Source organism: Streptacidiphilus melanogenes (assembly GCF_000787835.1).
Lineage (GTDB): Bacteria > Actinomycetota > Actinomycetes > Streptomycetales > Streptomycetaceae > Streptacidiphilus > Streptacidiphilus melanogenes.
The window spans coordinates 18096-39698 of record NZ_BBPP01000005.1 but is presented as its reverse complement, the minus strand read 5'-3'; the positions used below and the strand labels follow the sequence as shown (position 1 = coordinate 39698).

15 protein-coding genes are annotated in these 21603 nt (G+C 73.2%); 8 read left to right on the top strand and 7 right to left on the bottom strand.

Going from position 1 to position 21603, the window contains the following annotated elements:
• Positions 1-32 precede the first annotated feature (32 nt).
• Positions 33-638 (top strand): TetR/AcrR family transcriptional regulator, encoded by a 606-nt coding sequence (locus TR49_RS07600; RefSeq protein WP_042378628.1) that lies wholly within the window; start codon positions 33-35, stop codon positions 636-638.
• Positions 639-696: 58 nt separating this feature from the next.
• On the opposite strand, the gene TR49_RS07595 is transcribed toward TR49_RS07600, so the two are convergent.
• Complete coding sequence (locus TR49_RS07595; protein ID WP_084724663.1) at positions 697-1179, bottom strand: Lrp/AsnC family transcriptional regulator; 483 nt, start codon at positions 1177-1179, stop codon at positions 697-699.
• Positions 1180-1373: 194 nt separating this feature from the next.
• On the opposite strand from TR49_RS07595, the gene pdhA reads away from it, so the two are divergent.
• From pdhA to TR49_RS07580, 3 genes are read left to right on the top strand one after another with little or no spacing between them, the layout of a single operon-like run.
• Entirely contained in the window at positions 1374-2510 is a 1137-nt protein-coding gene (gene pdhA / locus TR49_RS07590) for a pyruvate dehydrogenase (acetyl-transferring) E1 component subunit alpha (protein WP_042378619.1), read from the top strand.
• Positions 2507-3520, top strand: a complete 1014-nt coding sequence (locus TR49_RS07585; RefSeq protein WP_042378617.1) for an alpha-ketoacid dehydrogenase subunit beta — start codon at positions 2507-2509, stop codon at positions 3518-3520. Before pdhA ends, TR49_RS07585 begins: the two co-directional genes overlap by 4 nt.
• Before the next feature lie 5 nt (positions 3521-3525).
• On the top strand, positions 3526-4824 hold the full coding sequence (locus tag TR49_RS07580) for a dihydrolipoamide acetyltransferase family protein (protein ID WP_042379036.1): 1299 nt from the start codon (positions 3526-3528) through the stop codon (positions 4822-4824).
• An 89-nt stretch (positions 4825-4913) separates the two neighbouring features.
• Here TR49_RS07580 and TR49_RS07575 read toward each other — a convergent pair whose 3' ends face one another.
• The 4 genes from TR49_RS07575 to TR49_RS07560 form a co-directional block, all read right to left on the bottom strand.
• A complete protein-coding gene (locus tag TR49_RS07575) occupies positions 4914-5411 on the bottom strand; it encodes a GNAT family N-acetyltransferase (RefSeq protein ID WP_042378616.1) in 498 nt (165 codons plus the stop codon).
• A gap of 68 nt (positions 5412-5479) precedes the next feature.
• Entirely contained in the window at positions 5480-7180 is a 1701-nt protein-coding gene (locus TR49_RS07570) for an AMP-binding protein (protein WP_084724662.1), read from the bottom strand.
• A 75-nt stretch (positions 7181-7255) separates the two neighbouring features.
• On the bottom strand, positions 7256-7585 hold the full coding sequence (locus tag TR49_RS07565; protein WP_084724661.1) for a rhodanese-like domain-containing protein: 330 nt from the start codon (positions 7583-7585) through the stop codon (positions 7256-7258).
• A gap of 24 nt (positions 7586-7609) precedes the next feature.
• On the bottom strand, positions 7610-8425 hold the full coding sequence (locus TR49_RS07560; protein ID WP_052434088.1) for a hypothetical protein: 816 nt from the start codon (positions 8423-8425) through the stop codon (positions 7610-7612).
• A gap of 215 nt (positions 8426-8640) precedes the next feature.
• Here TR49_RS07560 and TR49_RS07555 point away from each other — a divergent pair, with 215 nt between their 5' ends.
• The 4 genes from TR49_RS07555 to ppk2 all read left to right on the top strand — a co-directional run bounded on the left by TR49_RS07555 (position 8641) and on the right by ppk2 (position 15020).
• Positions 8641-11421: an ATP-binding SpoIIE family protein phosphatase gene (locus TR49_RS07555; RefSeq protein ID WP_084724660.1), complete on the top strand. Its 2781-nt coding sequence runs from the start codon at positions 8641-8643 to the stop codon at positions 11419-11421.
• Positions 11422-11463: 42 nt separating this feature from the next.
• Complete coding sequence (locus tag TR49_RS07550) at positions 11464-11904, top strand: MarR family winged helix-turn-helix transcriptional regulator (RefSeq protein ID WP_042378612.1); 441 nt, start codon at positions 11464-11466, stop codon at positions 11902-11904.
• A gap of 121 nt (positions 11905-12025) precedes the next feature.
• Positions 12026-14137, top strand: coding sequence for an MMPL family transporter (locus TR49_RS07545; protein ID WP_042378610.1), 2112 nt, complete (start codon positions 12026-12028; stop codon positions 14135-14137).
• Between the two features lie 67 nt (positions 14138-14204).
• Entirely contained in the window at positions 14205-15020 is an 816-nt protein-coding gene (ppk2, locus tag TR49_RS07540) for a polyphosphate kinase 2 (RefSeq protein WP_042378607.1), read from the top strand.
• On the opposite strand, the gene TR49_RS07535 is transcribed toward ppk2, so the two are convergent.
• Together TR49_RS07535 and TR49_RS07530 are read right to left on the bottom strand one after the other, a co-directional pair.
• A complete protein-coding gene (locus tag TR49_RS07535; protein WP_052434087.1) occupies positions 15008-19222 on the bottom strand; it encodes an ASH domain-containing protein in 4215 nt (1404 codons plus the stop codon). The two genes, ppk2 and TR49_RS07535, sit on opposite strands and share 13 nt — an antisense overlap.
• 250 nt (positions 19223-19472) lie before the next feature.
• On the bottom strand, positions 19473-21467 hold the full coding sequence (locus TR49_RS07530; protein ID WP_042378604.1) for a TolB family protein: 1995 nt from the start codon (positions 21465-21467) through the stop codon (positions 19473-19475).
• Between the last annotated feature and the right edge of the window lie 136 nt (positions 21468-21603).

Genomic DNA, 21603 nt, shown 5'->3' with positions numbered 1-21603 from the left:
AGGCGGGACAACGTGATGTGATACTCGTCCACATGGTCGAGACCTCCCGCGCGCCGCGCCGCGACGCCTACACCGTCGACACGCTGCTGGCCGTCACCGTCCAGGTCTTCAACGAGCGCGGCTACGACGGCACCTCGATGGAGGACCTGTCGCGGGCGGCCGGGATCTCCAAGTCCTCGATCTACCACCACGTCAAGGGCAAGGAGGAGCTCCTCCGCCTCGCCGTCGGCCGCGCCCTGGACGGCCTCTTCGGCACCCTGGACGAGCCCGAGGCCACGCGCGGGACGGCACTGGCCCGGCTCCAGCACGTCGTGCACCGCACGACGGAGGTGCTGCTGGCCGAGCTGCCCTACGTGACGCTGCTGCTGCGGGTGCGCGGCAACACCGCGACCGAGCAGTGGGCGCTGCAGCGCCGGCGCGAGTTCGACCACCGGGTGGCCGAGCTGCTGGCCGAGGCTGTCGCCGAGGGCTCACTGCGCGCGGACGTCGAGCCGCGCCTCGCGACCCGCCTGCTCTTCGGCATGATCAACTCGCTGGTCGAGTGGTACCGCCCGGACGGCCCGGACGGGGCGAAGTCCGCGGCCCGCGTCGTCGACGCCGTCACCGAGCTGGCCTTCCACGGCCTGCGGGCCGCCTGACGCTCTTGCGGGGCCGCCCCGGCCCGGCCGCGGCCGAAGATCGACGCCCAGGACAGGCCTAGTCGGGCAGGACCGGCAGCCGGTCCGTCTCCTCGAACACCAGCAGCGTCTGCGTGGCCAGCACGTTCGGGATCGACTGGATCTTGTTCAGCACCAGGTCGCGCAGCGCGCGGTTGTCGACCGTGTGCACCAGCATCAGCACGTCGAACTCGCCGCCGACCAGCGCGATGTGCTCCACCCCCGGCAGGTCCAGCAGCGCCGTGCGCACCTGCCGCCAGGAGTTCTGCACCACCTTCAGCGTCACGTACGCCGACGCGCCGTGCCCCGCGCGCTCGTGGTCGACGCGGGCCGTGAAGCCCCGGATCACGCCGTCCTCCACCATGCGCGCGATGCGCGCGTAGGCGTTGGCGCGCGAGACGTGCACCCGCTCGGCGACCGACCGGATCGAGGCGCGCCCGTCCTGCTGGAGCAGCCGCAGGATCGCCCGGTCCACCCGGTCCAGCGAGCGCTGTTCCCCACCGGCCATCTGTTCAGCGGTCATGGCCCCCTGCCCTCCCGAAATGGACGACCTGCTTCCAGCGAAGCGCTCGGTGAACCGTCTGTCCACCACTGCGCCGCAAGAGTAGTCAGTTCGATCTCTCGACCGAACAATCGGTAGGGAGAGCCACCACTCCCACAGCATCACCGTGCCCACGCATCTCCCCACTTTCTCCCCACCCACTCGGAGGTGCCGAGATGACCCTTCTCGACCAACCCGCGGGCCCGTCGGCCTCCGTCTGGCCGCCGAACGCCCATGGCCCGCGGCGCGATCCCGCGCCGCTGCTGCCGGACCCTGAGCCGTTCCGCCTGCTCGACACCCCGGCCGCCGACAAGCTCGACCCCGAGCTGCTGCGTGACCTCTACCGTCGCCTGGTGCTCGGACGTCGCTACAACCAGCAGGCCACCACGTTGACCAAGCAGGGTCGACTCGCGGTCTACCCGGCCTCGACCGGGCAGGAGGCCTGCCAGATCGCCGCCGCGCTGGTGCTGCGCGAGGACGACTGGCTCTTCCCCAGCTACCGCGACACCCTCGCCGTCGTCTCCCGCGGCGTGCGCCCCGTCGAGGCGCTGACGCTGCTGCGCGGCAACGCTCACCACGGCTGGGACCCCAAGGCCCACCGCACCGCACCGCTGTCCACCCCGCTGGCGACCCAGGCCCCGCATGCCGTCGGGCTCGCCCACGCGGCCCGCCTGCGCGGCGACGACGTGGTGGCGCTGACCCTGGTCGGCGACGGCGGCACCAGCGAGGGTGACTTCCACGAGGCCCTGAACTTCGCGGGCGTGCTGAACGCGCCGGTCGTCTTCCTGGTGCAGAACAACGGCTACGCGATCTCCGTGCCGCTGTCCAAGCAGTCCGCGGCCCCGACGCTGGCCCACAAGGCCGTCGGCTACGGTATCTCCGGCCGGCTGGTGGACGGCAACGACGCCGCCGCGATGCACACCGTCCTCACCGAGGCCGTCGAGCACGCCCGCTCCGGCCGCGGCCCGGTCCTCGTCGAGGCGGTCACCTACCGCCTCGAGGCGCACACCAACGCCGACGACGCGACCCGCTACCGCACCCCCGACGAGGTCGACGCCTGGCAGGCCCGCGACCCGCTCACCGTCCTGGAGCGCCACCTGCGCGACCACGACCTGATCGACGACGCGGGCGTGGCGGCCGCCGCCGAGGCCGCGGAGGAGCTCGCGGCGGAGATGCGCGCCGAGTTCCACAGCGAGCCGGAACTGGACCCGATGTCCCTGTTCACCCACGTCTACGCCGAGCCCACCCCTCAACTGCGGGAGCAGGCCGACCTGCTGGCCGCCGAACTCGCGGCGGAGGCCGACGCACGATGAGCACCGCGACCGCACCCGCCGCCGCCTCCGGCGCCACCACGACCCTGACGATGGCCCAGGCCCTCAACACCGCCCTGCGCGACGCCATGCGCGAGGACCCGACCGTCCTGGTGATGGGCGAGGACGTGGGCACCCTCGGCGGCGTCTTCCGCATCACCGACGGTCTGGCCGCCGAGTTCGGCGCGGACCGCTGCCTGGACACCCCGCTCGCCGAGGCCGGCATCCTCGGCTCCGCCGTCGGCATGGCCATGTACGGCCTGCGCCCTGTCGTGGAGCTGCAGTTCGACGCCTTCGCCTACCCGGCGTTCGAGCAGCTGCTCTCCCACGTCGCCAAGATGCGCAACCGCACGGCCGGACGACTGCCGCTGCCGATCACCATCCGCATCCCCTACGGCGGCGGCATCGGCGGCGTCGAGCACCACAGCGACTCCAGCGAGGCCTACTACGCCCACACGCCGGGTCTGCACGTGCTCACCCCCGCCACCGTCGCCGACGGCTACGGGATGCTGCGCGCCGCGATCGCCTCCGACGATCCGGTCGTCTTCCTGGAGCCCAAGCGGCTGTACTGGTCCAAGGACGAGATCGCCCCCGGGCCGGTCGAGCCGATCGGGCGGGCCGTCGTCCGTCGCCAGGGCACCAGCGCGACGCTGCTCACCTACGGTCCCTCCCTGCCGGTCTGCCTGGAGGCCGCCGAGGCCGCCAAGGCCGAGGGCTGGGACCTGGCGGTCGTGGACCTGCGCTCGCTCACGCCCTTCGACGACGAGACCGTGACCGCGGCCGTCCGCGCCACCGGGCGCGCGGTGGTCGTGCACGAGGCCACGGGCTTCGGCGGTCCCGGCGCGGAGATCGCCGCCCGCGTCACGGAGCGCTGCTTCCACCACCTCGCGGCACCCGTGCTGCGGGTCACCGGCTTCGACATCCCCTACCCGCCGCCGATGCTGGAGCGCCACCACCTGCCCGGCGTCGACCGCATCCTCGACGCGGTGGCCCGACTCCAGTGGGAGCAGTGACCGCGATGGCCTCCGTGCGCGAATTCGTCCTGCCCGACCTCGGCGAGGGCCTCACCGAGGCGGAGATCGTCCGCTGGCTCGTTGCCGTCGGCGACGTCATCGCCGTCGACCAGCCCGTCGCCGAGGTGGAGACCGCGAAGGCGGTCGTCGAAGTCCCCTGCCCCTACCCGGGCGTGGTGACCACGCTGGCGGGCCCCGAGGGCGCAGTCGTCCCTGTGGGCGCGCCGCTCATCACCGTCGCCACGAGCGAGGCGTCGACGGCGGACTCGCCCAAGGGCAAGGGCGACGCCCACAGCGGCTCGGGCAACGTCCTGGTCGGCTACGGCACCAGCCACAGCAGCGGCCCCCGGCGACGCCGGGTCGCCCACCCGGGCTCCCCCACGGCTCCGACCGCCGCCGTGCCCGCTCCGGTCGTGGTGAAGGCTCCGGTCGCGGTGAAGCCGGCGGCGCACGCCGTCGCGGTCATCTCCCCGCTGGTGCGGCGCTTCGCGCGCGAGCAGGGCCTGGACCTCGCCACGGTCTCCGGCACCGGCCGGGACGGCCTGATCATGCGCGCCGACGTCGAACGCGCCGTCCAGGCACGGACGGTGCCGATGACCGGGCCCAACACCACGGCCACGGAAGGCGAGTTCATTCCGCTGCGTGGCGGCGCGCGCATCGCCGCCGAGCGGTTCGCCCGCAGTCGCACCGAGATCCCCGACGCCACCTGCTGGGTCGACGCGGACGCCACCGCCCTGCTGGAGGCGAAGGCCGCCGTGGGCGTCGGCGTCCTGCCGCTCTTCGCGCGCGTCTGCGTCGCCGCGCTGCGCCGCTTCCCCGCGCTCAACTCCAGCGTGGAGCTGGGCCCTGACGGCCACCCGACGGGTGTGCGCCGCCACCGCGCGATCCACCTCGGCTTCGCCGCGCAGAGCGAACGCGGCCTTGTCGTCCCGGTCGTCCGCGACGCGGACCGGCTCACCACGGAGGAGCTGGCGACGGAGATCGCCCGCCTCACCGAGTCCGCCCGCGCCGGCAGCCTCACCCCGGCGGAGCTGACGGGCAGCACCTTCACCCTGAACAACTACGGCGTCTTCGGCGTCGACGGCTCCACGCCGATCATCAACCACCCCGAGGCCGCGATGCTCGGCGTGGGCCGGATCGCACGCAAGCCGTGGGTCGTGGGAGAGGAGTTGGCGGTCCGCAGCGTCGTCCAGCTCTCGTTCACCTTCGACCACCGCGTCTGCGACGGCGCGACAGCCGGTGGCTTCCTCCGCTTCGTCGCCGACGCTGTGGAGTCACCCGTAGGACTCCTGCGGCACATGTGACCTCAGCGGCGCGGAACCGCCTCTGGGAAGTTGCAGGCGGTTCCGCGCCGCCGGGGTGAGTGCAACCTCCCGCGGGAGGGGAGGCGCGGCTACCGCCGCACGAAGCGGAGCAGGCCCTCGGTCTCGCCGTCGCGGGAGAAGCCGGCCCGCTCCAGGACGGCCTGGGAGGCGACGTTGTCCGGTTCCGTGTGAGCCACCACGTAGTCGACCCCGGGCTGGGTGAGGGCGAAGGCCGTGACCAGCCGTGCGGCCTCGGTCGCGAGACCGCGGCCTCGGGCGGGAGGCACGAGGTCGTAGCCGATCTCACAACTGCCGTCCCGCGGCGCACCGTGGAAGCCGACGCCGCCGACCGCGACGCCCTCGGCGCGCAGGACGATCGCGTACGCGCCCCAGGCCTCCTGGTACAGGCCTGCCTCGTGGGCCTTCAGCAGGCCGCCGCACGCGTCCACCGTGCCTTCGAACGGAGCGCCGCCCAGCCAGTCGAGGCCGCCGTTGCCGCCCGCGCGCAGCGCCGCGGCGACGGTCGGGGTGATGGGACGCAGTTCGATCCGCTCCGTCCGGAGCAGCTCGCCGATTCCGTCGGTCATGTGGGCCCTTCGTCAGGCAGCGGGTTTCACGGCGGGGATCACCCGCCGGACAACATCTTCGCTGAGACTCACGGCTCCGGCACCTGGTTTCGACCGATCAAGGCGGCCCGGCCGTGCTCGGCGAAGAGCGCCGCGAGCTTCTCGCGGTCCGCCGCCGTGAGGACGCGATAGCTCAGCTCACCGTCCGCCGACCGCTCGTAGGGCCGCCACAGCACGGTGTCGCCGCCGACGGCATCCCAACGCTCCTCCCGCAGGCCCGTCTTGGCCGTCTTGTGGGTGGCCGTGACCGGCATCCGCGCGACGAAGCGGACGAAACGCGGCGGCATCTTGGTGCCCAGGTCCGGCTGACGGGACAGGAACCGCGCGAAGCCCGAGGCGAGCTCCTCCCCACGCACCGTACCGGGCCGCAGTTCGACGCTCGCCATCACCTGGTCGCCCGCGACCGGGTCGGGCACGGCGTAGACGGCGACCGCCGCGGCCGCTTCCCAGCGGGCGAGGATGTTCTCGATGTCGGCGACGGCCAGGTTCTCGCTGTCCACGCGGAGCCAGTCCGCGCTGCGTCCGGCGAAGTGGAACCAGCCGTCGGCGTCGCGGTGGAAGAGGTCGCCGGTCCAGTACCAGCCGTTCCGCAGCCGGGCGGCGCCCGCCTCCTCGTTGCGCCAGTAACCCTCGAACCCGGCTCTGGCCGTTCGGTTGACCAGCTCCCCGATCGCCTCGTCGCCGTTGAGCAGCCGCCCGGCCGCGTCGAAACGCGACCGGGGGCGTTCCGCACCGGTCCGCGGGTCGACGACCGCGAGGTCGTCGTGCGGCCCGGAGCCGCTGCGGCCGACCGCGCCGGCCGGTGCGGCCGGGTCCTGCCGCAGGTTGCAGCCGCCCTCGGAGGAGCCGTAGCCCTCGACCAGGCGGCAGCCGAAACGCCGCTCGAAGCGAGCGGCGTCCACCGCCCCGGCCTCCGTTCCGAAGCCGAGCCGCAGCGGGTTGGCCGCGTCGTCGGGCTGCGGTTCGGTGGCCAGCACGTAGGAGACGGCGCGACCGACGTAGGTGAAGTAGCCCGCGCCGAAGGCCCGGACGTCGCCGAGGAAGCGGCCGGCGGAGAAGCGGCGGCGCAGCGCGATCGTGCCGCCCGCGAGGAGGAGCGGCGCCCACAGCCCCATCAGTGCGTTGCCGTGGAAGAGCGGCATGCAGGCGTAGCCGGTGTCCGCCTCGGTCAGGCCGTACTGGGCCCGCAGCTTGTCGCCGGCGCGGGCGAGGCGGCCCTGACTGCAGACGACGGCCTTCGGCGCGCCGGTCGAACCGGAGGTGAAGGTCAGCAGCAGCCGGGTCTCCGGCGCGGGAAGGCGCGTCGGCGGGCCCGCCTCGGCGAACGGCGCGAGCGCCTCGTCGTGAGCGGGGGAGTCCACGACGAGGACGGGGATGCCCAGGTCGAGGTCCGCGACGAGCGGCAGCAGCCGCGTCTCGGTCACGAGCAGGGCGCAGCCGGTGTGAGTGAGGTCACGCCGCAGATCCGGCCCGCGCCGGGTCGGGTTGACGCCGACGACCGTCGCCCCGGCGAGGACGGCGGCCTCGAGCCACCACAGGTAGTCCGGGGTGTTCTCCAGCAGCAGCCCGACGTGCGGGTACTCGGCACCGGCGAGCTGCTCGCCCAGATACGCGGCCCGCGCCCGGACGGCGCACAGCGTCTCGTCGCCGCTGTATCCGAAGCCCTCTCCGACCAGCGCGACGCGTTCCCGGCCGCGCTGCGCGAGGACGGCTTCCACGAGTGCGTTCACGCCGGCACCCCCAAGGTTTCTGACACATCGTCAGCTCCTCAGTTGATACCGCCCGGGCCGTGCCCCTTCAAGGGGTCAGGCGACGAAGGCCTCGCCGCCGTCGCTGACCAGCTCGCGGCCGGCCGCCTCCCAGGCGAGCATGCCACCGTCCACGTTCACCGCGCTCCGCCCCTGCGCGACCAGGTACTGCACGACCTGTGCCGAGCGGCCGCCCACCCGGCAGACCACGTACAGCGGCTCGGCCTCGGGGAGCTCGGCGATACGGGCGACGAACTGGCTCATCGGGATGTGGACGGCGTCCGACGCGTGACCAGCGTCCCACTCGTCCTGCTCACGGACGTCCAGCAGGACGGCGTCGGCCGGGACCGCGGAGATGTCGACGGTGGGGACGGAGGGCTGGAACACGAGAATCTCCTGAAGGGAAAAGGACTACGACAACAGTGTCTCAAGCTCGGACTGCCGCTCGGCGACGCTGGCCAGCAGCTGCTCGGCCAGGACCTCCAGCAGGGCGTCCGGGTCGTCGGGGTGCAGCATCAGCAGCTGGCCCATCGGGCTGTCCGCCAGCTCGGCCCGCGTCGCCTCCAGGCGACGCAGCCGGCTCTCCAGCCACTCCAGGCGCCGTCGCAGCCAGGCGACGCGCTCGGGCGTGCCGGCGGCGGGCTGGAAGGAGGCCGGGTCGCCGTCGGCCCACTCCTGGGCCAGCTGCTCCAGGGCGAGCACGTCACCGCGGGCGTAGGCCTCGTTGACGCGGGCGATGAACTCGCCGCGGCGCTTGACCTCCTCCGGGTCCTGGGCCAGGTCCGGGTGCGCGCGGCGGGCGAGATCACGGAAGAGGCGCTGGGCCTCCCGGTCGGGGCGGATCCGCTCCGGCGCCTCGATCGACACCGGCGGCACCGCGCCCTCCCCGGTCCCGTCGCCCTCGTCGAAGAAGGCGGCGAGGTCGGGCATGGGCTCCAGCACGCTGCGCGCCTCGTAGGCGCGGCGCAGGTCCTCCGGGCTGCCGGTGCGCGCGGCCCGGGCCTCGGCGATCAGCGCGTCCAGCTCGTCCAGGCGGACGTACATCGGGCCGAGCCGCTGGTGGTGCACGAGCGCGAAGTTGTCCAGCTCCACCCGGAGCGTCTCCACGCCGACCTCGGCGTCGACCCACTCGGCCTCCGCGCCGGCGACGCGGGCCTCCAGCTCGGGCTCCTCGGGGTCCGCCCACCGGACCGGCGGCACCGGCTCTCCGACACGGTCGGTAGTCATCTGGAACCTCACTACTCGTTCTTCGACGCGCGTGTCCGTCGGGCCACCCTACTGTCCCCGCGATCGGCACAAAGGGCGCACACTAGGGCGTGCGCAGGTGTGCGCGCTACGGAACACGGCAAATGTTCTTCAATATCGGGTTAGACCCGCAGGTTTCGTGCTTGCCTGGGGTACCCGAACTGTATGGAGCCGCGGAGCCGCTGAGAGAGGGTGAGATGACGGAGGAGTCCTTCGCAGCGGCGAACGACCAGGCCGGCAAGGTCGCCGCGCTGCCCGAGGTGGTCGCGCTGGCGCGGCTGGCCGCCCTGGTGGTCGACTCGGACGGGCGGCTCACCCACTGGAACCTCGGTGCCGAGGAGCTCTTCGGGCACCGGCGCAACGAGGTGCTGGACCGCACCACCACGGGGTTGCTGCCGCTCGCGGGCAAGGCTTCGGGCGACGCCCTGGACCACCTCGACGACCTGGTCGACTTCGCCCCCGGCTGGGCCGGTGAGCTCAGCGTCACCGATCGTGACGGCCGCCGGGTCGAGGTCTGCTGCTGGGCCTGGCGCACCGTCGAGCCGAGCGGCCGCGGCATGTTCGTGCTGGCCGCCGACGCGCACCGGCTGAGCGGCTCGGGCCTGCGCATCGCCCTGGGCGAGCAGCAGCTGACCTTCGCCGCGGACGCGCCCGGCGCCGCCGCCGGCTCGGCGCGTGTGCAACCGGTGCTGGCCCCGTGCGGGACGCGTGGGGAGCGCGAACGTGCGGCCCGGCGGCTCGCACAGGTGCTCCCCCGGATCGCCGCCGAACGCCGCCGGACGCTGCTGACCCAGCTCGTCGCCGCGGGCTCGCCCGCCCTGCGGCTGGACGCGCTGGTGCTGCCGGTCTCCCCCGTGCCGGACAGCGAACCGCCGGCCACGGCGCGCGCCCAGAAGTCCGGCCGTACGACGTCCCGCACGGCCGCGGCCCGCACCGCCCCGGCGCGCGCCCAGACGTCCGGCTCCCTCTCCACGCCTCCGTCCACACCCACGTCCGCCGAGCCCGACCGCGCCGACGCGCCGTCCGTCGAGCCCGGCCGCACCGGCGGCAGGCGCACGCCGGGCCGCCTGGTCACCGAGCAGCCCGAGCACGGCGGCCGAGCCGCCGTGCCGTCGCAGACCCGTTCCCGTGGCGCCGAGGAGGAGGCGGCCGAGGAGCAGCCGTCCGCCTCGCGTCGCGCCGCGGGGGACGACGGGCCGTTCAGCGGCCCGCCCACCCGGGCCAGCGTCAGCCTCGGGCCCGGCGCCGCGGCGGTCGGCGAGGAGCTGGACGCCGATCCGGTGAACCCGCAGCTGCTGCTGCTCAGCGACGTGGGCGCGCGCATCGGCACCACGCTGGACCTGGACCGCACCGTCCACGAGGTCTGCGACGTCGTCATCCCGGGCATCGCCGACTTCGCCTGCGTCGAGCTGCGGGACCGGCTGATCACCGACAGCGAGTCGCCGCACGAACGCCCGGACGACGAGACGCAGCTGCGCCGCGTCGCCTGCTCGTTCGGCCAGAGCACGCTGCCGTGGAAGCACCTGGTCACCGAGGGTTCGCTGGTCACCCTCGCCGGGGAGACGCCTTCGGGTTACGCGCTGCAGGGCGGCCGGCCGGTGCTGGTCCCCCGGCTCGATCCGGCCACCGCCGAGGCCTGCGCGCTCGGGCGCGGCGGCCCGGGGCTGACCTCGCTCTTCGAGGGCCGCTCGATGCTGACGCTGCCGCTGGCCGCGCGCGGCACCGTGCTCGGCGTGCTCACCCTGCTGCGTGACGCGCACCGCCCGGCCTTCGACGAGGCCGACGCGTCCTATCTGCGCGAACTCGCCGCCCGCGCGGCGTTGTCGATCGACAACGCCCGGCTGCACCGGATGGAGGCGCGCACCGCGATCACGCTCCAGCGCTCGATGCTGCCGACCCGCCCGCCGCGCATCCCCGGCGTCCAGGTGGCCCACCGTTACCTGCCCGGTGACCGCCGGGCCGAGGTCGGCGGCGACTGGTTCGACGCGGTGCAGCTGCCGGGCAGCCGCGTGGCGCTGGTGGTCGGCGACGTGATGGGCCACGGTCTGCACTCCGCTGTCGCGATGGGCCGGTTCCGCACCGCGATGCAGACGCTGGCCGCACTGGACCTGCCGCCCGGTCAGATCCTGCGCCACCTGGACAACCTGTCGCAGCGTCTGGGCGACGACCATCTCGCCACCTGCCTGTACGCGGTCTACGACCCGATCGCCCGCACCTGCACGATCGCCTCGGCCGGCCATGTGCCGCCGGTGCTGGTGCACCCGGACGGCCGCGGCGAGCTGCTTGAGATCCCCTCCGGCGCCCCGATCGGCGTCGGCGGCGTCCCCTTCGCCTCCAAGGAGGTCAAGGTGACGGACGGTTCGATGCTGGTGCTGTGCACCGACGGCCTGGTGGAGATGCGCGGCGGCGACATAGGGGACGGCCTGGCCGCCCTGTGCGGCGACATCGTCGACCCGCGGCGCAGCCCGGAAGAGGTCTGCGACACCGTGCTGGAACGCCTGCACACCGAGGACCGGGCCGACGACCTGGCGCTGCTGATCGCCCGCTTCGACGGCATCCCGCCGCAGGACGTCATCTCCTGGTCGCTGGCGCTGGACGCCAGCGAGGTGCGCCGGGCCCGTAGTCTGGTCCACGACCAACTGACCCGCTGGGGCCTCGCGGAGGTGTCGGAGCTGACCGAACTGCTGGTCAGCGAGCTGGTGACGAACGCGCTTCGGGTGGCCAAGGGCAGCGTCGAACTGCAGCTGATGCGGGTCGGCAAGCTCCTGGTCGAGGTCAGCGACGACGACCACAACCTGCCGTCGCTGGAGCCCTCGGAGCTGCTGGACGAGGAGGGCCGCGGCCTCGGCCTGGTCAGCCAGCTGGCGTCGCGTTGGGGCACCAGCCGCAAGGCGGTCGGCAAGGTGGTCTGGTTCGAGCTGCCGCTGCCGATGCAGCAGCCCGTCCCGGCGCTGCCGCCGCTGGCGGAGCGGTCGTAGCGGGGACTCGCGCAGAGCTCAGCTTGGTTGTATTATGCAACCATGCCCACCACTTCCGCGCGCACGCGCATGGACAGCATCGACTCCATCCAGCGCGAGCTGACCGCCTTCTCGCGCCGCGCCCGCGCCATCGCCTCGCAGATCCACCCCGGGCTGACCCTGGTCAGCTACGCGATCCTGGACCACCTGCGGGACGTCGGCGGCTGTCGCGGCACCGATCTGGCCGGCCACTTCCTGCTGGACAAGTCCACCGTCAGCCGCCAGGTCGCCACCCTGGAGAAGCTGGGCCTCGTCGAGCGCAGCCCCGACCCCGAGGACCAGCGCGGCCAGATCATCCATCCCTCCGAGACCGGCGCCGAACTGCTGCGCAAGGCCGGCGAGCAGCGGCGCCAGGCCTTCCTGAACCGCCTCGCGCACTGGTCCGACGACGACGTCGCCGTCTTCGCCGACCTCCTGGAGCGCTACAACGCCGAACCCCGGTAGTGGACATCGGCGTGAACATCGGCCGCACGCTGACCTGGAACGGTTGACAACCCCCGACGCCCGCGCACATCGTGGACGCTACAGTCGCGATGTATCGCGTTAAGTTGGGGGATGCACACACATGAATCACGTCCGGCGGCTCGCCGCCCTTCCTGCCGGCCGCAGAACCAAGTGGGTCGTCCTGGCCCTGTGGGTGGTGGCCCTGGTGGCCCTCGGCCCGCTCGCCGGAAAGCTCACCAGTGCGGAGAACAACCAGACGTCCAGCTGGCTGCCCGGCAGCGCGGAGTCGACCAAGGTCGTGAACCTCGAGGGCCGGTTCGTCTCCAGCACGGCGTCGCCGACCATCGTCGTCTACACCCGCGACGGTGGGATCACCCCGGCCGACCTCCAGAAGGCCACCGCGGACACCGCGGCCTTCGCCAAGGTCGACCACGTGCTCGGCCCGGTCCAGCCGCCGCGCCCCTCGGCCGACGGCAAGGCGCTGCAGACCACCGTCATGATCGACCTGTCCAAGGACGGCTGGAACAACCTCGGCCCGGCCGTCGACCACCTGCGCTCCATCGCCGCGACCGGCGACCCGGGCCTGACCGCCCACGTCGGCGGCCCCGGCGGCTACGGCGCCGACCAGAGCAAGGCCTTCGCCGGCATCGACGGCACGCTGCTGTACTCCACCCTCGCCGTCGTCATCGTGCTGCTGCTGCTCACCTACCGCAGCCCGACCCTGTGGCTGCTGCCGCTGATCTCCTCGGGCCTGGCCCTCACCGCCGCCCAGGGCGTCATCTACCTGCTGGCCAAGAACAGCGGACTGACCGTCAACGGGCAGAGCCAGGGCATCCTCACCGTGCTCGTCATCGGCGCCGGCACCGACTACGCGCTGCTGCTGGTGGCCCGCTACCGCGAGGAGCTGCGCCGCCACGAGGACCGGCACGAGGCCATGGCCGAGGCCCTGCACCGGGCCGGCCCCGCGATCCTCGCCTCCGCCGCCACCGTGGCCGTCTCGATGCTGTGCCTGATGGTCGCCGAGATGAACTCCACCAGCGGCCTCGGTCCCGTCTGCGCCATCGGCGTCGGCGTCGCCCTGCTCGCCATGATCACCCTGCTGCCCGCGCTGCTGGTCATCTGCGGCCGTTGGGTCTTCTGGCCGGTCCGCCCCGCGTTCGGCTCCGTCGAGCCGACCGAGACGGGCGTGTGGGCCAGGATCGGCGGCGGGATCGCCCGCCGCCCGCGGATCGTCTGGGTCGGCACCGCGCTGGCGCTCGGCGCCCTCGCCCTCGGCATGCTCGGCCTCAAGGCGAACGGCCTCTCCACGGCCGGCTCCTTCAGCAACACCCCCGACTCGGTCTCCGCACAGACGGTCATCGACGCCCACTTCCCCGCCGGCACCGGCTCCCCGCTCCAGGTCATCGCCAACGCCTCGTCCGGCGACCAGGTCGCGGCCGCCCTCAGCCGTCTCGACGGCCACGGGCTGACCGGCGTCACCCCGCCGGTGACCCGCAACGGGCTGTCCTACGTCACCGCCACGCTCACCAGCGCCCCCGACAGCAACGCCGCGGAGAACACCGTCGACGCGGCGCGCACCGCCGTCCACGCGGTGCCGGGCGCGAACGCCTACGTCGGCGGCGACACCGCCGTCCGCCTGGACGTCCAGCGGGCCTCGAACCACGACAACCAGGTGATCATCCCGCTGGTGCTGGGCGTCGTGCTGCTCATCCTCGGTCTGCTGCTCCGGGCGGTGGTGGCGCCGATCGTGCTGATCCTGACGGTGGTGCTGTCCTTCGCGGCGGCGCTCGGGATCTCGTCGCTGGTCTTCACCCACCTCTTCCACTTCCAGGGCGAGGACAACGCGTTCCCGCTGTTCGTCTTCGTCTTCCTGGTGGCGCTCGGGATCGACTACAACATCTTCCTGATGACCCGCGTCCGCGAGGAGTCCGCCAAGCGCGGCACCCGTGGCGGCGCGCTGGCGGGCCTGGCGGCCACCGGCGGCGTCATCACCTCCGCGGGCCTGATCCTCGCCAGCACCTTCGGCGTCCTCGGCACCCTCCCGATCGTCGGCTTCGCCGAGATCGGCTTCGCGGTCTGCGTCGGCGTCCTGCTGGACACCTTCGTGGTCCGCTCGATCCTGGTCACGGCCCTGGCCATGGACCTGGACCACCGCCTGTGGTGGCCCTCGGGCCTCTCCCGCAAGCGGCAGCCGCTGGGCGAGGCGCCGCGCGAGCAGGTGGCGGCCCACTGAACCATCGGGGCGCGGGGGACGGGCTTGTCGCGCCGTTCTTCGCGCCCCTGGTGGTTACCCTCCTGCAATGGCTGACAAGTTGCCCAAGAAGGTCTACGAGCAAGAACTCTTCCGCCTCCAGGCCGAGCTGGTCACCCTTCAGGAGTGGGTGAAGGCCACCGGCGCGCGCGTGGTCGTCGTCTTCGAGGGCCGCGACGCCGCGGGGAAGGGCGGGGCCATCAAGCGGGTGACGCAGTATCTGAACCCGCGCGTCGCACGGATCGCCGCGCTGCCCGCGCCGACCGAGCGCGAGCGGAGCCAGTGGTACTTCCAGCGCTACATCGCGCACCTGCCCGCCGCCGGCGAGATCGTCCTGTTCGACCGCAGCTGGTACAACCGGGCCGGCGTCGAGCGGGTGATGGGCTTCTGCACCCAGGACGAGTACCACCGGTTCCTGCACCAGTGCCCGATCTTCGAGCGGATGCTGGTCGAGGACGGGATCATCCTGCTCAAGTACTGGTTCTCCGTCAGCGACCGCGAGCAGGAACGCCGGTTCCGGGCCCGCCGGGACGACCCCATGCGGCGCTGGAAGCTCTCGCCGATGGACCTGGAGTCCGTCACACGCTGGGAGGACTACTCCCGGGCCAAGGACGAGATGTTCGTCCACACCGACATCCCCGAGGCCCACTGGAACGTCGTCGAGAGCGAGGACAAGAAGCGGGCCAGGCTCAACATGATCGCCCACCTGCTCTCCGCGGTCCCCTACGTCGAGCAGCCCGCGCGCAAGATCCCCTTCCCCAAGCGCCCCTCCCCGGCCGGCTACGTCCGGCCGCCGCGCGACGAGCAGCACTACGTGCCCGATCACGCGGCGACCCTGCGGAAGCGCGACGCTCAGGAGAAGTAGCCCACCACCTGGACGTGCAGCGCGGTGGGCGCCGATCCGTTGTTGCGGACGGCGATCCGGCCCGAGGAGTCCAGCGGCACCACCGCGAGGTCGCCGCACAGGTGGCCCGGGACGTTCCAGAAGAACGCCGTCGTGGCCGGGCGGACGCCGTTCGCCGGCCAGGCGGTGAGGGAGCCCCAGGCGGTGCTGCCGTCCGCGCCGAGGTCCACCAGGACCGCCCTGGCGCCCGCGGGGACGCCCGCGCCCGACACGGCCAGCGTGACGGTGCCGCTCGCGGCCAGCCTGCCGGTGCCGTTCTGGCCCACGCCGGCGGAGGTGTCCAGCAGCAGCTTCGGCGTCGTGGACACGAAGCCCGCCGCGGGCGCGACCACGCCGCCGGTCGGGCCGTACCAGCCGACGACCACCGCGGTCAGCGCGACGCTGCCGCCGCCCCAGTTGTAGAGCGAGATGCCGCCGTTCGCGCCGACCGGGACCGTCAGCAGGTCGGACGTCATGTCGCCGCCCTGCTTCACGTACAGGTTGCCGAAGCCGGGACGGGCGCCGCCCTGCGCGTACGCGGTGAGCGAGGTGTCGGCCGACGCCCGCGAGGCGGTCAGGTTCACCACCACCGAGCGGGCCGTCGTCGGCACCCCGCCGACCCCGGCCACCTTGACGTTGAGCGTGCCGTGCGCGGCGAGCGCCGCCGTGCCGCGCTGGCCCAGGGCGCGCGCGGTGTCCAGGTCGAAGACCGGCGGCACCGACGTGAAGCCGCTGCCCGCGCCCGGCATGGTGTAGCCGAGGACGTACAGCGCCGCGTGCACGCTGCCGTGGCTGGAGTTCACCACGTCGATCCGGCCGCCCGTACCCAGCGGCACCACGGCCGTACGGGCCACACTCTGCCCGGTCGCGTTCCAACTGAGGACGCCGTGGGCCGGGGCCGCGCCGCCGTGCGGGAGCACGGCCAGCGAGCCGCTCGCGCTGCTCGGGGACGCCGCCTGCGCCTCCACCAGCACCGAGCTCGCGCCCGCCGGCACCCCGAGCGCGCCGCCCACCACGACGCTCGCGGTCGCGCCCGCGGCCAGCGGCGTGGTGCCGGGGCGGCCGACGCCCGCCCAGGTGGCCAGGGCCCGGCCCGGCGTCACCGGCACATAACCGGCGACCGCACCGCCGCTGACGACGACCCCGCTGACCGCGTGCACGTCGTTGAGCGCCCCGGTGCCGCCGGAGAAGCCGACGTAGGCGGCGGACGGCAGGTAGCCCTGCCAGTCGATCCGCTGCACCCCGTCCAGCCAGACCAGCAGATGACCGCCCGTCACCTGCACGTCGACCTGGTGCGTGCCCTGGCGCAGCGAGTTGGGCAGGCCGGTCCAGGAGACGTAGTGCAGGGTGCTCGATCCGGGCGTCGCCAGCGCGACCGCCAGGTCGTTGCGCCCGGCGACCGGACCGTCCGGCGTGGTGCCGAGCTTGACCACGACCGCCGGCACGCCGGCCGCACCGACGCCCGCACCGCGGGCGCCGAGCGCGCTGGTCCGGCCCAGCGCAGGGTCGAGCAGGTCGAAGGCGAGCCCGTCGCCGCCGGTGCCCTGGCCCAGGCGGGCGGTGAACGTGGCGCGCAGCCCGTCGGTCCGCAGCGGCGTGGTCAGGTAGGCACTGCCGGCCTGACTGTTGACCGCGCCGGTCAGCTGGATGCTGCCGTCGCCGGGCACGGTCGCCGAGCCGTTGACGGTCCAGGCGCCGGGCTGCACCCCGGCCGCGTCGGCCGTCCCCTGGCCGACTCCGGTGAGCTGCTCGTACATCGCGCCCTGCGAGGCGTCCGCGGCGTCGACGCCGGTGACCTCGTAGGCGGCCGTCAGCGTCCCGGCGCTGCGCGGCGTGAACGTCACCTGCTGGACGGCGCTCTGTCCAGGGCCGATGACCAGGCCCTCGGAGAGGCCGACCGCGCTGTTGAAGTCGCCCGTCGGGGCCTTGGCCTTGGTGACGGTGACGGGGATGTTGCCGTCGTTGGTGAGGGTGAAGGCCAGCGTCTTCGACGCGCCGACCGGCACCGTGCCGAAGTTCGTGGTGGCGGCCGAGAACGACAGGTGGCCGTGCCCGGCCGTGCCGGTGCCGGTCAGCGGGACGGTGACGGTGCCGTTGGTGCTGGTCACCGCGAAGGACGAGGTGTCCGCCTGGGCCGCCTGCGGGGCGTAGACGACGGTGACCACGACCGAGGAGCCCGGCGCGATCTGCGTGCCGGCGGTGGGCAGCCCCGTGGCCTGGAACGGACCGGTGGGGGCGGTCGCGGCGCTGACCGTCTCCGGATCCGTCCCGGTGTTGGTGAGCTGCACGTTCATCGTCAGGCTGGTGCCCGTCGGCACGTCGCCGAAGTCCAGCGAGCCGGGAGCGGCGCCCAGTCCGGGCCGGGTGCCGACCCCGTGCAGCGCGAAGACCAGGTTCGACCCGTCCGAGAGCGTCACCTTGACCGCCCCGTTGGCGCCTCCGGTGGCCGTCGGCGTGTACTGCACGGGCACGGACAGGGTCTGACCCTGCGCCACCGCGGCAGGGAAGACCGGCAGGTTGGGGCCGATGCCGAACGGCGCGGCGGTGCTCGCCCCGGTCACGGTGACCCCGGCCGGGACGGTCGCGGTCAGCTGGAGCTCGCCCTGCGCGGTGCCGCCGAGCGCGGTCGGCGCGAAGTCGACCGGGGCGGCCGTCAGCGCGGTGGCGGCCGGGCTGCCGAAGCCGTACAGGAAGCCGTCCCTGGTGCCCACGTAGACGCGGCCCCCCGCCGCGGTCGGGGTGACGAACTTGGCGGCGTTGCCGATCGGGGCGGACCACAGCAGCTGGAGCAGGCCGTTCCCGTCCGGGGTGGCCGAGTAGGCGCGCAGCGTCCCGTTCGCGCCCGCGGCGTTGGACGCGGAGACCGTCCACACCACCGCGCTGCCGTCGGTTGTGCCGTCCGAGGTGACCAGCGGCGAGCCGCTGGTGTAGCCGAAGACGTCCTGGGTCTGGCCGGTCTGCGTCAGCGCCGGCAGGCCGTCGCCCGCGACGCCGAGGTGCAGCGCGCGCATCGGTCCGTTGTTGCCGACGAGATAGACGTAGCCGCCGTCACCGCCCCAGAACGCCGGGTGGCCCCACTGCCCCTGGTAGGGACCGGAGACACCCAGCACGTCGTCGCCGCCGCCGTTGCCCTGGCCGGTGCCGCCGAGGTGGTCGCGGTCGAGCAGGAAGACCCGCCCGTCCTTGCCCTGCTCCACCATCAGGTGCGGGTGCGCGGCGGTGCCGTAGCCGTCCGGGACCGCCATCGGGGCGCCGGAGGAGATGTCCTGGTCGTTGAGGTCGAGGGTGGCGTTGTTCGTCGGGCTGAAGTAGTCGGCGGCGGTCAACCCGCCGTCGCTGCCGACCTGCAGGCGCACCACCGACTCGGCCAGGGTGCCGGGCGGACTGCTGCCCGGCCCGGTGCTGGGGCTGATGCCGTTGCCGGTACTGAAGAAGATCCGGCCCGAGCCGTCGGAGACGAGGCCGCCGCCCGCCTGCCACACACCGGCCCCGCTGGTGCTCGCCCCCGCCTCGGAGGCCCACATCGAGGTGATGCTGTGCGTGGTGGTGCTGACGCCGACCACGTAGCCGCGGTAGGGCTGCACGTCGCAGTGGGCGCCGAAGCCGGCGTAGACGACTCCGTCGAGCAGGAGCAGCCCGGGACGCTGCATCTCGTGGAACGGGTCGAAGGTGACCCCGGGCTGGTTGGTGGCCGTGCCCGCGATGGTGACCGGCCAGCCCGCCCGCTCCGCGCCGCTGGTCGCGTCGACGGCGTGCATCAGCCAGGTCGGGTGCAGGTCGGCCGTGGTGCCGTCGGCGACCTTGGTGGTGAAGTAGAGGGTGCCGGTGGCCGGGTCGTAGACGGGCGTCGACGTCGAGCCGATCGTCGGCGTCAGGTCCCCGCAGCCGATGGAGGAGGCCTGGAACGGCGTCCCGTAGTGGACGTGCCAGCGCACCGCGCCGGTGGCGGCGTCCAGCCCGTAGGCGGTGTTGTTCTCGGTGAGGGCGACCACCTCGTCGCCGATCACCAACGGCTGGGCGTAGACCTGCCCGTCGAGCGCGGTCCGGAACAGCTGGCCGAAGGCCGAGCTCTGCACGGCGGCCGGGGAGAGCCCGGACTCGTTCTGGTCCCAGCTGGTCCGCAGGTTCCCGCCGCCGCCGGTGACCTGGTCGGCGTGGGCGGCGCCGGCCGGTGAACCGAGCAACAGGGCGGTGAGAACGGTGACAGCGGTAACGGCTCCGGCCAGTCGGCGCACAGGTCCCCCGGGTCTTCTTCCGAAACTCTCACAGATTCCTTGCGGTTCTAGCACCGGGCGCCCCTCTGGCACACCGGTCCGGCGCGATGCGTACCCGGACCGTTATCGGCGGGGCGGGATGGACACGGGGGAGCCCCGGTCCGCGGTGCGGACCGGGGCTCCCCGTTCGCCGACTGACGACGCGTCTGCCGACGGTGGATCAGCCTGTGGTGCCGGACCGGAGGACGCCGAGGGCGGCGCCGTGCGGCGCCTCCTGTCCCCGCGAGCCGGCGGACGGGCCGGAGAGACCGGCGACCTTGCTGGTCATCGCCGGGATGGTGCCGTTCGGGTCCTGCATGAGCTCGGTCCACGACGGGGTGGCCCCCAGCGCGCCGGCGATCGCGTTCACCGTGGCCGTCGGCCAGCCGGTGCCGAAGATCTGCGCGTTCGTGGCGCCCGCGCTCTCCTGCTGGAGGTAGAGCTTGTCGACCGGGTCCAGGCCGGTGGCGGAGGTCCACAGCAGCGGGCCGTAACCGGCGTTGACCGAGGCGCCGGCGAAGCCGGAGCGCCAGTCGGAGGTGTTGGCCAGCGTGGTCAGGTAGGGCGAGCCCCACCAGAACTTGGCCATGTCGTAGGAGAGGTACTCGGGGTCGGAACCGGTGAGCGTCCAGAACTTCCACTGCGAACCCTGACGCAGCGGCGTGTGCTCCATGGCGTAGATGCTGTGGTTGCCGATGGCCACGACGTTCGTGGTGGTCGGGTTGCTGCGGTTGAAGAACCCGGTCAGGGTGCTCGGCAGCGACCAGCCGGTGTTCAGCAGCACGACCGAGCGGCCGCCGTAGCCCGCGGATGCGGCCATGGACGCGGCCGAGGCGGCGACCCGGTAGTCCTGGGCGTCGGCGACGAACACCCAGTTCGGCGTGTGGGCGATGTTCCACGCGCTGGCCACCGACTGCCCGGAGGCCCCGCCGGAGGCGGTCACGCGCACCACCTTGAAGCCGAGCCGCTGCACCTGGGTGACCACGGTGTTCGACAGCTCGGAGGTGCTGCCCTCGAGGTAGACGGTCGAACCGTGGACCAGGGCGCGCTTGAGGTCCGCGGCGGCGGCCGCGTCGAGCGAGCCGCCCGAGGTCAGCAGCAGCGGGCCCTGCTTCTCGGCCGCCAGGGCCACGCCCAGGGCGGCGTCGGTGGTGTCGCCCTTGTTCGCCAGCACGGCGTTCTTGGCCCACAGCAGACCCGGCGTGTAGTGGCCGAGGGTGCTGAACTGCCAGCGCGAGGCCGCCGCGTCGTTGCTGACGCCGCCCACGCCGTAGACGTGGCTGATGACCGCCTTGCGCAGCGGCTGCCACGACGGCGCCTGACCGTTCGCCAGCACCGTGGTGGTGGCGGAGGACAGGTCGAGCAGCTTGACGACGTTGCCGCGGGTGCTGTCGTAGGAGCCGTAGACGAGCTTGGTGCCGTCCGGCGACAGGCTCGGGCGGTTGGCGCCGGCCGGGTCGGCGGTCAGCGTGCGCTGGTTGCCGCCGGCCGTGTCCACGATGCCGATCTGGTCCGTGCCGCCCAGGTTCTGCTGGTACAGGATGGTCGAGCCGTCGGCGGAGAAGGACGGGTTGGAGGCGTTCTTGGCGACCTCGTTGATCGCCTTGGTGGCCGGGTTGTACGTCATGATCGACGTCATCGTGCCCCAGTTGCGGGTGAAGGCGTAGACACCCTTCACGCTGAGGACGGGCTGGCTGTCCGAGACCGTGCCCGGCTCGTCGGCGGCCGGCAGCGCGAGCGCGACCGCGTTGGCGCCGTCGGAGGACTGCCGGTAGATCTTGTGGCCGTCGTCGGAGACCAGCAGGCCACTCTCGCCGCCGTAGACGCCGTCGGAGGTGGCGACGGTCTGGCCGGACGGGACGCTGATCGCGGCGGAGCCGTCGACCTTGACCGTCGAGACGGTGCCGTAGCCGCTGAGCGCGACACGGCTGCCGTCCGAGGACCAGCTGATGGATCCGGAGCCGCCCGCGGGCAGGGCGGAGAAGACGCGGTCGTTGGTCCCGTCCGCGTTGACGAAGTGCACCGAGCCGTTCGGCGCCTGGTAGGCGATGACGCCGTTGGCGGGGCCGGCGGTGGCCGCCTCGGCTGTACCGGTGCCGAATGCGCCGATCAGCCCTGCGGTGAGGGCGATGGCGGAGGTGAGCGCCGCAGTTGCGCGGCGCGAGCGGTAAGACACGATTCCCCCTGAGGAAAGGTCAGGGGCGGGAGCTTATGGCGGGCCTGTGCACGCCGCCAGGGACAAGTCCGTACTGTGCACAAACGTCCGCGGGTGATCCCGGTCACTCGGCAGGCCGACATGACAAAGGCCCCGC